General features: G+C 59.3%; 10 protein-coding genes. 2 read left to right on the top strand and 8 right to left on the bottom strand.

What is annotated here, in order from left to right; translation table 11 throughout:
* Nucleotides 1-38 precede the first annotated feature (38 nt).
* Nucleotides 39-1,274: a DNA recombination protein RmuC gene (locus tag RLO149_RS18800; RefSeq protein WP_013963662.1), complete on the bottom strand. Its 1,236-nt coding sequence runs from the start codon at nucleotides 1,272-1,274 to the stop codon at nucleotides 39-41.
* Entirely contained in the window at nucleotides 1,271-3,103 is a 1,833-nt protein-coding gene (mutL, locus tag RLO149_RS18805) for a DNA mismatch repair endonuclease MutL (protein WP_013963663.1), read from the bottom strand. The genes RLO149_RS18800 and mutL overlap by 4 nt, the downstream gene beginning before the upstream one ends.
* A gap of 131 nt (nucleotides 3,104-3,234) precedes the next feature.
* Between mutL and deoC the strand changes: the two genes are divergently transcribed.
* Both deoC and RLO149_RS18815 read left to right on the top strand, forming a co-directional pair.
* Nucleotides 3,235-4,239 (top strand): deoxyribose-phosphate aldolase, encoded by a 1,005-nt coding sequence (gene deoC / locus RLO149_RS18810; protein WP_013963664.1) that lies wholly within the window; start codon nucleotides 3,235-3,237, stop codon nucleotides 4,237-4,239.
* 27 nt (nucleotides 4,240-4,266) lie between these two features.
* Nucleotides 4,267-6,609: an aldehyde dehydrogenase family protein gene (locus RLO149_RS18815; protein ID WP_013963665.1), complete on the top strand. Its 2,343-nt coding sequence runs from the start codon at nucleotides 4,267-4,269 to the stop codon at nucleotides 6,607-6,609.
* Between the two features lie 42 nt (nucleotides 6,610-6,651).
* Here RLO149_RS18815 and RLO149_RS18820 read toward each other — a convergent pair whose 3' ends face one another.
* The 6 genes from RLO149_RS18820 to RLO149_RS18845 all read right to left on the bottom strand — a co-directional run bounded on the left by RLO149_RS18820 (nucleotide 6,652) and on the right by RLO149_RS18845 (nucleotide 13,837).
* Nucleotides 6,652-7,968, bottom strand: coding sequence for a M16 family metallopeptidase (locus tag RLO149_RS18820; RefSeq protein WP_044025751.1), 1,317 nt, complete (start codon nucleotides 7,966-7,968; stop codon nucleotides 6,652-6,654).
* Complete coding sequence (locus tag RLO149_RS18825; RefSeq protein WP_013963667.1) at nucleotides 7,968-9,302, bottom strand: M16 family metallopeptidase; 1,335 nt, start codon at nucleotides 9,300-9,302, stop codon at nucleotides 7,968-7,970. Before RLO149_RS18825 ends, RLO149_RS18820 begins: the two co-directional genes overlap by 1 nt.
* Before the next feature lie 117 nt (nucleotides 9,303-9,419).
* The gene (locus RLO149_RS18830; RefSeq protein WP_013963668.1) at nucleotides 9,420-9,920 is read right to left on the bottom strand and encodes a DUF3035 domain-containing protein; all 501 of its coding nucleotides are present in this window, start codon (nucleotides 9,918-9,920) and stop codon (nucleotides 9,420-9,422) included.
* A 65-nt stretch (nucleotides 9,921-9,985) separates the two neighbouring features.
* Complete coding sequence (gene lspA, locus RLO149_RS18835) at nucleotides 9,986-10,471, bottom strand: signal peptidase II (RefSeq protein ID WP_013963669.1); 486 nt, start codon at nucleotides 10,469-10,471, stop codon at nucleotides 9,986-9,988.
* A gap of 14 nt (nucleotides 10,472-10,485) precedes the next feature.
* Entirely contained in the window at nucleotides 10,486-12,072 is a 1,587-nt protein-coding gene (gene purH, locus RLO149_RS18840) for a bifunctional phosphoribosylaminoimidazolecarboxamide formyltransferase/IMP cyclohydrolase (protein WP_013963670.1), read from the bottom strand.
* A gap of 19 nt (nucleotides 12,073-12,091) precedes the next feature.
* Nucleotides 12,092-13,837: a heparinase II/III family protein gene (locus RLO149_RS18845; protein WP_013963671.1), complete on the bottom strand. Its 1,746-nt coding sequence runs from the start codon at nucleotides 13,835-13,837 to the stop codon at nucleotides 12,092-12,094.
* Between the last annotated feature and the right edge of the window lie 34 nt (nucleotides 13,838-13,871).

Here is a 13,871-nt window from a genome sequence, read left to right on the forward strand (position 1 = left end):
AGGCAGCCTTACGTGATTCAGGTTTTTGGCATGACCCTTTAAGCTTCGGTACGGGTGAGCGGGAGGATCGTGTCATCCTCCTGCGGCAATTCCTCAAAGTCGAAGTTGTCCAGTTTGACCGCGCGCTTGCCTGCGCGTTCTGCCGCTGTGCTAATTTCATGCACGTCACGCTGCGCCTGTCTGAAATGCGTATCCAGCTTGCCGACCCGTTCCACCACCAGTTCCACATCCCGGTGCAGCATCTTGAGCGTTTTGCGGATCGCACCGGCCTGTTCGCGCATTCTGGCATCTTTCAGAATGGCCCGCATCGTGTTCAGCGTCGCCATGCATGTGGTGGGTGAAACAATCCAGACCCTTGCGTCGAACCCCTTGCGCACAAGCTCGGGGAAATTTGAATGAAGCTCAGCATAGACAGCTTCGGACGGTAGAAACATCAGCGCGCCATCCGCCGTTTCGCCCTCAATGATGTATTTGTCAGAGATATCATTGATGTGTTTCGTGACGGCCGTTTTCATTTTCGCAACCGCGTCTTTGAGGTCCCACTCCGTCTTGGCAGCGCGCAGTTGTTCATAAGCCTCCAGCGGGAATTTGCTGTCGATCACAATCGGGCCCGGTGGGTTAGGCAGGTGGATCAGACAATCCGCGCGTTTTCCATTGCTCAAGGTATGCTGCAAGGCATAGCTGTCGTTCGGCAACGCCTTTGAAACAATATCGTGCAGCTGAATTTCACCAAAGGCACCGCGCGTTTGTTTGTTGCTGAGGATGTCCTGCAAGGACAATACGTCACCGGATAGTTTCGTGATATTGTCCTGCGCCTTGTCGATGGAGGCCAGCCGTTCCTGCAACTGGGTCAGCGATGTGGTCGTCTGCTTGCTGGACCCGTGCAGCGTTTCTTTCATGCGTTCCTGCATATCGGTCATTGCGCGCTGCGAGCGCATCGCGTTGTCCGCCAACCGGTCCTGCATCTGCTGCTGCACGGCGGCAAGGCGTGCCTCAACCGTTTGTATCACCTGTGTCTGCGCATTGGCCTGCGTATCCGACACCGTCTGCAACCCACCGCGCAGCTGTTCCTGACCCGCCGAAAGATGCTGGACATGCTGCCCCAATACGCCCAATTGCTGCATCAAAGGCTCCGTCGATTTCGCCGAGCGACCTGCGGCCCGCACTGCCATCAGAAGCAACACGAGGATCAGCAGAACCAAAGCACCGCTGCCCATCGCCGCCAGAACAATGGGGTCTGTAAGGTTAATCGTTTGTCCTGCAACCTCAATCATGTGCGGCCAAACAAGCGTTCGATGTCGGACAGCTTCAACTCAACGTAAGTGGGTCGCCCGTGATTGCATTGCCCGGAATGCGGCGTCGCTTCCATGTCGCGCAACAGCGCATTCATTTCCTCGGTTTTCATCCAGCGCCCCGAGCGGATTGAGCCATGACAGGCCACACGGCTCAGGATCGCATCTATACGCTGACGTATGTTGTCAGACGTGTTCTGATCCGCAAGCTCGTCCAGAATATCCAGTATCAGCGCGCGTGCATCCACCAACCCGAGAATGGCAGGTGTCTCACGCACCGCGATCGCATCCCCGCCGAAAGGCTCCACAACCAGACCCAACTGGGCAAGATCATCAGCAACATGCATCAAAGACGCGCAATCAGCGGCGGACAGTTCAACAATCTCAGGGATCAGCAAGGCTTGTGAAGCGACCCCATTTTCCGCCATCTGGCGTTTCAGTTTTTCATAGACGAGACGTTCGTGCGCGGCATGCTGATCGACGATGACCATGCCCGTCGCGGTCTGCGCAATGATGTAGTTTTCATGCACCTGACCGCGAGCGGCACCGAGAGGATAATCAACAGGTTCATCCGCAGTTTCCCCGTCAGGGTCCGTTTCTGCCACACGCCCCCAAGGCGCGGCAACCTCCTGAAAAGCCGGTGTTTGCAGCGGCGGCGCAGACATCGGCCTTGAGGCATGATCCATTTGGTAGACGCGCGCGCCAATGGGTTCTGGCTGCATCGCCCCAAGGGTCGCTGTGCTGACGGTCGTTGATGCACGATGGCCTGCCTCGGCCAGCGCGTGGCGCAGCGCCGACACGATCAGGCCGCGCGCGATACCGGGATCGCGAAACCGCACCTCTGATTTGGCCGGGTGGACATTCACATCGACCAGTTTGGGATCACAATCCAGAAACAGCGCCGCCGCTGGGTGGCGGTCCCGGCTCAGGAAATCGGAATAGGCACCCCGGAGCGCCCCAACCAGCAGCTTGTCCTTGACCGGACGCCCGTTCACGAAAAGATACTGCGCCACAGCCGAGCCACGCGAATAGGTCGGCAGGGCTGCAAAGCCAGTGAGATGCAAACCCTCACGTTCCGCATCAATTGCCAAAGAATTCTCGGCAAACTCACGGCCCAGAACGCGCGCGAGCCGCCCATGCAACGCTCCAAACAGATCGCCCTGCTGCGCGTCGGCGCGAAATACTTCGCGGCCCGGTCCATCGCCGGAGACATCGCGCAGCACAAACTGCACGAACGGCTCCGCCATGGCGAGGCGTTTGACCACATCAGAAATCGCCTGCGCCTCGGCGCGATCACTGCGCAGGAATTTTAACCGCGCAGGCGTCGCGTAAAACAGATCGCGGATCGTGACCGTCGTCCCCGGGTTGCAGGCCGCTGGCTTGAGGGGTTTTTCAGTCCCGCCTGCAACAGTCGCCTCGACCCCGTCATCGCCATCGGCGCGCGTGACAATCGTCAGGCGACCGACCGCCGCCAAAGAAGGCAACGCCTCCCCACGAAACCCGAATGTCTGGATGTTCAGCAAATCACTGCCGTCAATCTTGGACGTGGCATGACGCGACAAGGCCAAGGGCAAATCATTGGCCGTCATCCCGCAGCCGTCGTCCTGAACCCGGATCAGCGTCTTGCCACCATCCCCATAATCAATCGCGATCTTGCGCGCGCCCGCATCGAGTGCATTTTCGACGAGTTCCTTGATGGCAGAGGCGGGGCGTTCCACCACCTCACCTGCCGCAATGCGGTTCACGGCCCCCTCGTCCAACTGGCGGATAACGGGGCGGCTCGCGCTTATATTGGGGTTCGCTACGCTCATGACACTACACTTAGCATGCCTTGGCACGATTCTGAAACCCGTAACACGCGGAACCACAGACATGTCAGGCCGCTTGCCAAGATACTTGCGTCATGCGACTTTCCGACTCTCCCGGACACAGGATGTGCATCATGGAAACAACCGATACCGCCCCCCAATCGCAGAGCGTGCAGCAATCCTTGCCGCAGGTCGTTGAGCCGCGCAATCCGGGGATGGATCTGGACATGGATTGGGTGATGAGCCTGCAGGCCAATACCTCTGCCATTGAACGCCGCGCGGCAACATTACCCGCACGCAGGTCTGTCAAAAAGACGCATCAGGCGGCATGGTTGCTGCGCGCGATCACGTGCATCGATCTCACAACGCTGTCTGGCGATGATACGGAACGGCGCGTCGAACGTTTGTGCGCCAAGGCGATGCACCCGGTATCAGACAGCTTGCTGAGCGCACTTGGCGTGGATGACATCAAAACCGGTGCGGTCTGTGTCTATCACGAAATGATCCCAGCGGCGTTGCGCGCGCTTGAGGGGTCCAGAATTCCGGTGGCGGCAGTCAGCACGGGGTTTCCCGCAGGGCTTTCCCCGCTGCATCTGCGCATCGCGGAAATAGAGGAGAGCGTGGCAGCGGGTGCGGCAGAAATCGACATCGTGATTTCACGCCGCCACGTGCTGACCGGCAACTGGCAGGCACTTTATGACGAAATGCGCGCATTTCGGGCGGCCTGCGGAAGCGCGCATATAAAGGCCATCCTCGCAACCGGTGAATTGGGAAGCCTGCGCAACGTGGCGCGCGCCTCAATGGTTTGCATGATGGCCGGGGCGGATTTCATCAAAACCTCGACCGGCAAGGAAAGCGTCAACGCCACGCTGCCTGTCACATTGGTCATGATCCGCGCCATCCGGGACTATTACGAACGCAGCGGTTATCGCGTCGGCTACAAACCGGCCGGGGGCATTTCCAAGGCCAAGGACGCGATCACCTATCTGGCGCTTATCAAGGAAGAGCTTGGCACTGCATGGCTTGCGCCGAACCTCTTTCGATTTGGCGCGTCCTCACTTCTCAACGACATCGAACGGCAGTTAGAACACCATGTGACCGGCCAGTATTCAGCCGGGTATCGTCATGCCACCAGTTAAACCAACACGCCGCGCCAGGAGCCTCCAATGACCGTATCTGATATCTTCGCTTCGATGGAATATGGCGTGGCACCTGAAAGTGCTGCGGACGCACTGGCCTGGATCGCCGAACAGGGCGGGCATTTCGGACACTTCATCGACGGTGCATTTACGCCCCCCAGCGACGGGTTCGAAACGCGAAACCCCGCCACTGGTGAGACGCTCGCGCGGCTCAGCCAAGCAACACAGGACGATGTGGACCGCGCAGTTTCTGTCGCACGACGGGCGCAACCACGCTGGGAAAAACTGGGCGGGCATGGGCGTGCGCGCTTTCTCTATGCTTTGGCGCGCCTTTTACAAAAACACAGCAGGCTGTTTGCGGTGCTCGAAACCCTCGACAATGGCAAGCCCATTCGCGAGGCGCGCGACATCGACATCCCACTTGCGCAACGCCATTTCTATTTCCACGCAGGCATGGCGCAGCTCATGCCGACCGAGTTGGCAGACCGCGCGCCGATTGGCGTTTGTGGTCAGATCATCCCGTGGAATTTCCCACTTTTGATGCTTGCGTGGAAAATCGCACCCGCGCTCGCGATGGGCAACACGGTGGTGTTGAAACCAGCGGAATACACCTCTCTGACCGCGTTGTTGTTTGCTGAGATTTGCACGCAAGCCGGGCTGCCCAAGGGGGTCGTGAATATCGTGACCGGCGACGGCGCGGTTGGCGAAAGAGTTGTTGCAGCCCCAGTCGACAAGATCGCCTTCACCGGCTCCACCGAAGTCGGCCGCCGCATTCGCGAACAAACGGCAGGCAGTGGCAAGGCGCTCACCTTGGAACTGGGGGGCAAATCACCCTACATCGTTTTTGATGATGCCGATATCGACAGCGCCGTCGAAGGGCTGGTGGATGCGATCTGGTTCAATCAGGGTCAGGTATGCTGTGCCGGTTCAAGGCTGCTGGTCCACGAACCGGTCGCGGATGTGTTTTACAGAAAACTGCGCGCGCGGATGGACAAGCTGCGCGTGGGCGATCCGATGGACAAGAACATCGATGTGGGCGCGATTGTTGATCCCGTTCAGGTCAGTCGCATCTCCGGCCTCGTATCAGCGAACCGATCCGGCGACACCCATGTGGCGGCGGTCACGATCCCGGAAACAGGGTCGTTTTACCCGCCCACATTGATCACCGGGCTCAACCCTGCCGATACGTTGATGCAAGAAGAGATTTTTGGCCCCGTTCTCGTCTCAACCACGTTCCGCACCCCGGCAGAGGCGGTGCAGCTCGCGAACAACACACGCTACGGCCTCGCCGCGACGGTCTGGAGCGAGAACATCAACCTTGCATTGGACTTCGCACCCAAACTTGCCGCCGGGATCGTCTGGATCAATGGTACGAACATGATGGACGCCGCAGCCGGGTTCGGCGGCGTGCGCGAAAGCGGTTTTGGACGCGAAGGTGGATGGGAAGGTTTGGCAGCTTACACAAAGCCGAAGAGCAAACCAAAACCGCTGAGGAAAATCGCCCGCGTTGCTGGCAAGGCATCACCCACCGACGCGATAGATCGCACCGCCAAGCTCTACATCGGGGGGAAACAGGCACGCCCTGATGGCGGGTATTCAACGCCCGTTTTTAACAAATCGGGCGGGCTGGCGGGTCATGTGTCGCTGGCCAACCGCAAGGATGTACGCAATGCCGTGGAGGCCGCGCATGGCGCTGTGGCCTGGTCAAAAACAACCGGGCACCTGCGCGCGCAGATCCTGTATTACATCGCCGAGAACCTGTCGGCGCGCGCCGGGGAGTTCGCCGCCCGGCTGAACGCACTTCAAGGTGGAACGAACGGTGCCGCTGAGGTCGAGGCGACGGTACAACGGCTCTTTACCTATGCGGCATGGGCGGACAAATTCGACGGTCAGATACACGGTGTGCCCCTACGCGGCGTCGCCTTGGGGATGAAGGAACCCGTAGGTATCATCGGTGCGATCTGCCCGGATGAAGCCCCGCTGCTTGGGCTTGTGTCTTGCATGGCGCCCGCCATTGCGATGGGGAACCGGGTCATTCTGGCGGCATCTGAACCCTTCCCGCTTGCGGCAATGGATTTTGTTCAGGTGCTGGAAACCTCGGATGTTCCTGCCGGTGTCGTCAATATTCTCACCGGTGATCATGCCGATATTGCCGCACCGCTCGCGGGGCATATGGATGTTGATACGGCGTGGTGTTTCGGTGCGGCTGGCTTGTCGGAAACGGTTGAAAAAGCCGCCGCCAGCAATCTCAAACGCACATGGGTCAACAATGGGCAGGCCCGAGACTGGTATGGCCCAGACGGTGAAGGCCGGGCCTTTCTGGAGGCCGCGACAGAGGTCAAAAACGTCTGGATTCCTTACGGGGAATAAGACCGTCTGCCCCGCACTTGTCGGGGCAGACTTGTTAACGCTCTAGTTGCCGGGCGTGCTTTCGAGCCCGACAGGCTGACCGACCACGACGAAATGCAGGTTTTCCGGTTCGAGCAACTCGCCCGCAACACGTTTAACGCCCTCAACGGTGACCGCTTCGATCTGCTCATTGCGCGTCGCGATATAGTCGATCGGCAGACCAAGCATTTGCATGCCCACCATGATATTTGCGATCGGGCCGTTGCCATCAAAGCGTAGTGGATACGCCCCGGTCAGGAACGTCTTGGCGTTTTCGACTTCTTCAGCCGTTACACCTTCGGTGGCTGCCTTTTCCCATTCATCGCGGATAACCTCGATGGCCTCTGCAATGCGGTCATTGGCCGAACTGACAGAGCCGATGTAAACCTCCGCCAGATCCTTGCCCGCAAGATAGGAATATACCCCGTAGGTGAGCCCGCGTTTTGCGCGCACCTCATCCATCAGACGGCTTTCGAACGACCCGCCGCCCAGCACATGGTTCAGAACAACGGCGGTGAAATAGTCGGGGTGATCCAGCTTGATCCCTTTTTGCGCAAAGCGTGCGACGGATTGGGGTGTTTCAAAGGGCACAACGGTGATCCCGCCGGAAATTTCAACATCGGCACGCGGTGGCATGGGCGCGCCTTGTTCTGGCAATGCACCAAGCACTCCGTCGAGCAAAGTGGCGAGTTCCTCTTCGGTGATGTCGCCGACCGCACCGATGTAAATGCGGTCACGTGTCAGCAGATTTCGGTGCGCCTGCACCAAATCATCGCGCGTGAGCGCTTCAACCGACGACACGGTCCCCGATAGATTCGTGGCATATGGGTGATCGCCAAACATCATCTGGTCCATGGCGCGGCTGGCCAGCGCATCCGGGTCCTTCTCATTGGATTCGATACCGCTGATCACTTGTTCGCGCACCCGTTCAATCGCGTCCTCATCGAATCGGGGTTCCAACAAAGCTGCACGCAACAATGCGACGGCTTCATCCCGGTTCTCGGTCAGAAAACGCGCGGAAACAGACAGCGCATCATCATCCAGACCAAAGCTGATCGAGGCTGCCAACCCTTCGACGGAACGCGCAAATGCGCGCGCGTCCATGTCTGCGGCACCCTCTTCCAACAGCCCGGTCATGAGGTTGGTCGCACCGCGTTTACCTGCGACATCCAGCGAACCACCGCCCCGGAACCGGATTTCGAGCGCCATGAAAGGGATTGACTGGTCTTTCACAAGCCAAGCCGTCAGCCCGCCGGGCGTGTTGACTTCCTTAATGTCCACGGTCGCAGACGCCGGGAGCGCCAGACACAGAACCGCAGCAATTGTCATCATCAATCGCATCATTGTGTAACCTCTTCGCGCATGATCCAGCCTGTCACCGACGCGCGGCGGTCAAAAACCTCGCGTGCGGCGGCCATGATGTCTTCTTCGGTGACAGCTTGCAGGACATCAGGCCACGCCTGCACATCCTCAACCGTAAGCCCGGAGGTCAGTGCCTGCCCGTATCGGTTGGCGATCCGGTCCACATCGTCGCGGGCATAGACCTGATCCGCGCGGATTTGAAACTTGATCCTCTCAAGCTGTTCAGGGTCGACGCCGGTTTCCATGAATTTCACGAGGGCGGCATCCATCGCATCCTCAGCTTCCTGCAAGGTGACATCGGGCCTTGGCACAACAATCAGATTGAACGTCGTATCATCCAGCGATACCGGGCGATAAAAACTGGCGGCATATGTTGTGACCTGATTGTTGAATTGCAACTCTTCCGCGAGGAAAGACGTTGTTCCACCGCCGAGAATCTCACTCAGAAACACAAGTGCGGCCGCTGTCTCCTGCGCGCCGGGGTCGCGTTCCGGCGCAAGATACGAGCGGCGCACGTAAGGTTGCGCAACACGCGCATCCCGGTAGATCAAGCGCCGCTCCGCTGTTTGCGGTGGCTCTTCAGTGCGCAGCCGGGTGGGCAGGTCGGGGTTGCGCGGAATAACACCATAGTGTTCTTCGGCCAGGGCGCGCACCTGTTCGGGCGTCACATCACCGGACACGACCAGAACCGCGTTGTTGGGCGAGTAGTAAATCTCGTAAAATCCAAGCGCGTCCTCCATATCCAGCGTTTCCATCTCGTGCATCCAGCCAATGATTGGCACGCCGTAGCGGTGGTTGAGGAACTGTGCCGCGTTCAATTGCTCGCCAAAAAGAGCACCGGGGTTGTTTTCGGTGCGCTGATTGCGCTCCTCGATGATCACGTTGCGCTCGGTCGTGATGTTTTCTTCGGTCAGGCGAATGTTTTTCATCCTGTCCGCTTCCATTTTCATCATCAACCCAAGCCGGTCTGACGCAACGCGCTGGAAATAGGCGGTGTAGTCATAGGAGGTAAACGCATTGTCGCGGCCGCCGTTTCGCGCGACCGTGGCCGAGAGTTCGCCCTCAGCCAACGTATCGGTCGCTTTGAACAGCAAATGCTCAAGGAAATGTGCAACACCTGACGACCCTTTCGGCTCATCCGCTGATCCGGCGCGATACCAGAGCATGTGCTGAACCACAGGGGCACGGTGATCTTCGACGACAACCACCTGCATGCCATTCTCTAGTTCAAAGGTCGTTACCGCCTCTTCGCCGGCACTCACGGTGACGGGTATCAGGCTCAAAAGCGCCGCAAAGGCGGTAAATCGCAACATGTGCTATCCTTTCGCAAAGTAAAAACACATAGGTCTGCGCAGTTAGGTACGTTGCAAAAGCCATGGTTCAAGGCACGCTGTCACGAAAGTGAGCGACGTCCTGTTAATTTCAGGTTATTACTGAGGTGGGAAACTGGGCGTACGGGCGCCAGCGCGACGCCATGCCTCAGCTGTCTCACGCGGGTCCAGCGCCTGACCGCTGTAGACTTGGTTGTACAAGTTCTCCGGAAAAAGCTTGAATTGCGTGAACCGCGACTGCCCTCTGCGAAATTCCGCGTCTTCGGTCGCGAGCGACTGGCGGATGTCGGGGTACACTCCGAACCGACTTGCCGCTGTGACCAATGCACCATCCGAGGATGGCACCGGCGCGGATGCATCCCCCGGCCTGCCCCCCAGCGCGACGACCATCTCCGCCAGAGGGTCCGTATCAGTCCGGTTTGCCTGCCCCGGCGTCGGCTGCGGCAGACTGGCGAAGTCGGGCGGCAACGTCAGTTCCGCTTTCGGCTCAACGATGAACTCGTCAGGCCCCCGCGAGTTGGACGTCAGAGTTTGCAGCCCCTGATTGGAGCAGGCGCCAAGGGTCATGGCGATCAAAAGAAATGGCACTTTCATGCGCATGAAACGTGTCTCCTTGCGGTTACATCTAAATACGCCAGAGCAGCAGGCATTGTCACTGACCTTTTTTAACCGCCTTTTTTGGCATCCGCCTTGGGGTCTGGCGCGAGGAATACCAAACCAATCGCACCCATGAAAATAAAGACATCCGCCAGATTGAACACGAACGGATTTTCGATATCGCAACACGACATATTCAGAAAATCGAGCACATAACCATAGATCAACCGATCCAGCACATTCGCAAGCGCGCCGCCGATCAACAGACCCGCCGCAACCGCAGCCCAGCCACCCAAGTGCGATCTGCGCGACCAGATGAAAACGCCCATGCAGATCACAAGCGCCATAATGATCAGAGCCCACCGCGCAGCGTCTGATCCCCCGTCAAACAGGCCAAAGTTAATGCCCCTATTCTCGCCATAGCGAAAATTCAGAAAAGGCGGAAAGACATCCACCGCACGAATGCGCCACAGCTCCATCATGTGGATCACGATGTATTTGCTGACCTGATCCACGACGAACGCAATCACAGCAGCCCAATACAGCAAGCGCATGGTGGTCCCCTTGTTCAGTGCCGGAAATGTCGCATGCCGGTAAAGACCATCGCGAGACCCGCCTCATCTGCGGCGGCAATAACCTCATCATCGCGCATCGACCCGCCGGGCTGAATAAGCGCGGTTGCCCCCGCCTCAGCTGCAGTGATCAACCCGTCGGCAAAGGGGAAAAACGCATCAGATGCAACGACCGCCCCTTGTGTCAGTGGCGCAGGCAGGCCCATCGCCTCGGCCATGTCCTGCGCCTTGCGGGCGGCGATTCTCGTACTGTCGACCCGGCTCATCTGCCCGGCACCGACGCCGACGGTCGCGCCGTCTTTGACATAGATGATGGCATTGGATTTGACGTGTTTGGCGACGGTCCAGGCAAACATCAAATCAGCCATTTCCTGATCACTTGGCGTGCGCTTGGTGACGATTTTCAGATCCTCCGCCAAAATGCGACCGATATCCTTGTCCTGCACCAGATACCCCCCCGACACCTGCCGGACGGCCAAGCCTGCCGCCGAAGGGTCCGCCAGCCCGTCCGTCGTGAGCAGGCGCAGGTTTTTCTTTTTGGCAAAAACCTCTTGTGCCTCTGCGTCCGCACCGGGCGCGATGACGACTTCGGTAAAAATCGACGAAATCTCTTCGGCGGTGGCCCCGTCCAGCGGTTGGTTCAGGGCAATGATGCCCCCGAATGCAGAGGTCCTGTCACAATCAAAGGCGCGCTTGTAGGCTTCGGTCAGCGTTTCGGCGCGCGCCACACCACAGGGGTTTGCATGTTTGATGATCGCACAGGCAGGACCCTCAGCAGGGTCAAATTCACTGACAAGCTCAAAGGCCGCATCGGTGTCATTGATGTTGTTGTATGACAGCTCTTTGCCCTGAAGCTGGCGCGCGGTGGCCACCCCGGGGCTGTTCGATCCATCCAGATAAAACGCCGCATCCTGATGTGGGTTCTCGCCATACCGCAGGGTCTGAGCCAGCGTACCGCCAAAACTGCGCCGTCGTGGCGTTTCACCTACCTGTGAAGCCATCCAGGTGCTGACCGCCGTGTCATAGGCAGCGGTCCGCGCATATGCGGTCTGGGCAAGGCGCTGGCGCAGGGCATATGTCGTGTGCCCGTCATGCGCCTCGAGTTGCTCGATCAGGACATCGTAGTCCTGCACATCCACCACCACGCTCACGAATCCGTGGTTCTTGGCGGCAGAGCGGATCATTGCCGGGCCACCGATATCAATATTCTCAATGACTTCGTCGTATTGCGCGCCTTTGGCAACCGTCTGCTCAAAAGGATACAGGTTCACAACAACCAGGTCGATGCCCGCGATCCCATGTTCCTGCATCGCCGCCACATGGTCGTCATTGTCGCGCAGCGCCAGCAATCCGCCATGCACGGCAGGATGCAGCGTTTTCACGCGCCCATCCATCATTTCCGGAAAACCCGTGACCTCGGCCACATCTTTGACCTCAAGCCCGGCCTCCCGCAGAGCCTTGGCCGTGCCGCCGGTCGACAGAAGCTCGACACCGCGCGCGGCGAGCGCCTTCCCCAGCGTCACCAACCCGGTTTTGTCTGATACGGAAAGGAGCGCGCGGCGCAGCGGAGCAAGGTCGGTCATATCTGATCCTTTGAGCGGTCTAGTCGTTGTAATTCCGTGTGTCCCGGCTCAGGTCCCGTACCCCGATCGCAGTTTCCTGCGCCTTTGACAAAGACCACCTGACACGGGTCGCATATGACATAGCCCGACCGACAAGCACAATCTGATTTGCCGCCCGTGGCTTTAAACGGCCAACCTCAAGATAGACCGATGGTTCAAGTTTGAGTTTTTGACTGCCATCGTGGCGGAAAACCCAAATTTCACCGCTTTTCAAGGCGATGGAAATGGCAGCGCCCCCCATATCAATCGTGGCATCGACGTCCGGATGCAGATGGAACCGGATTTCAAAGCCGATACCCGCCAGTTTGGTCGCATCAAGCGCCAGATCAAATCGACGTTTTTCGGCGTCTCCCATGGCCAGCAGCATATCTTCGCCCGCGATTCCCCGCCCGTCAAAGGTCATCTCAAGGGTACGCGCATGGGTCAGGCCATGGGTGGGCACGAACCCGTTGTGCCCGCCCTGAAACCGGATGCCGTCCGATGCATCCGTGATCTCGATCGGCACATGGGTTGGCGCTTCAATCAAGGGCTCGCCACCCGTTGCAGGGTCAACAGACCCAAGGCGCGCACTTGAATAACCCCCCAGCGCCAGTGTCGAATGGGAGGGCGTGGCGCGCCCCGCCCGCCGCCAGTCCGGGCCGAAAGTGCGCCCCGAGCCGCAATTGACGATCAGAGGGCGACGCCCGGAGGTGACTTCAAACGCCAGTGTTGACGCATGCGCGTTGAACGAGGCGCGCCCGACCGGTGGGACACTCGCATCAATGATGACGCTGGTACGCCCCGCCGAAAGACGCGCAAACCCCATCGACAGCCCATCAGGTTGCTGTGTCTTGATCCGCGCCTGCGCAAGGGCGTGGTCAAGCCAGCCCTCGGCCCCACGCCCACCGCCGTGAAACCGCGCCAGACCGCCATCGGCATGACGCAGGGTGCGCAGCGTTGGGGCAATCCGTGCAATCGCTTCCAGATGCTCCTTGGATGGCGTGTAACCGGACTCTTTCAGCGTTGCCGCAGTCCACGTCAGCAGCGTGAAAACCTCCAGCAGGTCCTCGGGGTTGCGCGAAGGAAGCCCCCCTTGCGCGTCAATCTGCGTACGACATTCGCGCGCCAGACCTTTGAGAGCAGGCATCGCCATGGCCTGCATCCCCTCCAGCGACAAGGCCGCATAGATCAGGCCGGTGAGCGCCTCGAACCGGGGCAGGCCACTGGCGGCACCCTGCCATCGCCGCGACAGGAAATGCGTCTGCTGGTTCAAACTGCGGTAAAACGTGTCGCTGTCCGGACCGTCGCTGCCGCGCAGCAGGAATATCGCATGGTTGATCCAGCGGATCAGGCGACGCCCGGTCAGATCGGGCGTCCAGCCGGGGCCGCGCCCCCGCCCATACCGTTCGATCCATCCCCACAGCCAGCCCTGCGCCACCCCACGGGCCGCCGCATCGCCAACAGCAGCAAGGTCGTCAAGCCATTGAAATCCGCTCAGCTCTAACGTGAATTCCTCATTGGGCGGCGGGAGATCCCAGATGTCCGCGTCTTTTTGTTCGAGAAGATGCCCCGCAAACAGCAAATTCCCGGCCAGCAGCTGGCGGCCACGCGCGTAACTGCCGATAGTGCGCGGCTCGGGCGTCGACACGAACCCGACCGCGCGTGAACGCATACGCCCGGCGCGGGCGGCATGCCACCGGTTTAAAAAATGCACCTTTTTGGCTGCAAAGCTCTTGCTCTGTGACATTGTGATCTCTGCCTGGCGCGCTCTGACGACGCTT

Source organism: Roseobacter litoralis Och 149, from assembly GCF_000154785.2.
In the GTDB taxonomy this organism is placed as follows: Bacteria; Pseudomonadota; Alphaproteobacteria; order Rhodobacterales; family Rhodobacteraceae; genus Roseobacter; species Roseobacter litoralis.

Excerpts from the sequence above, each read along its gene's own strand:
- mutL (WP_013963663.1), bottom strand. The coding sequence starts at position 3,103 with ATGAGCGTAGCGAACCCCAATATAAGCGCGAGCCGCCCCGTTATCCGC.
- RLO149_RS18815 (WP_013963665.1), top strand. The coding sequence starts at position 4,267 with ATGACCGTATCTGATATCTTCGCTTCGATGGAATATGGCGTGGCACCT.
- RLO149_RS18820 (WP_044025751.1), bottom strand. The coding sequence starts at position 7,968 with ATGCGATTGATGATGACAATTGCTGCGGTTCTGTGTCTGGCGCTCCCG.
- RLO149_RS18830 (WP_013963668.1), bottom strand. The coding sequence starts at position 9,920 with ATGCGCATGAAAGTGCCATTTCTTTTGATCGCCATGACCCTTGGCGCC.
- purH (WP_013963670.1), bottom strand. The coding sequence starts at position 12,072 with ATGACCGACCTTGCTCCGCTGCGCCGCGCGCTCCTTTCCGTATCAGAC.
- RLO149_RS18845 (WP_013963671.1), bottom strand. The coding sequence starts at position 13,837 with ATGTCACAGAGCAAGAGCTTTGCAGCCAAAAAGGTGCATTTTTTAAAC.
- RLO149_RS18800 (WP_013963662.1), bottom strand. The coding sequence starts at position 1,274 with ATGATTGAGGTTGCAGGACAAACGATTAACCTTACAGACCCCATTGTT.
- deoC (WP_013963664.1), top strand. The coding sequence starts at position 3,235 with ATGGAAACAACCGATACCGCCCCCCAATCGCAGAGCGTGCAGCAATCC.
- lspA (WP_013963669.1), bottom strand. The coding sequence starts at position 10,471 with ATGCGCTTGCTGTATTGGGCTGCTGTGATTGCGTTCGTCGTGGATCAG.
- RLO149_RS18825 (WP_013963667.1), bottom strand. The coding sequence starts at position 9,302 with ATGTTGCGATTTACCGCCTTTGCGGCGCTTTTGAGCCTGATACCCGTC.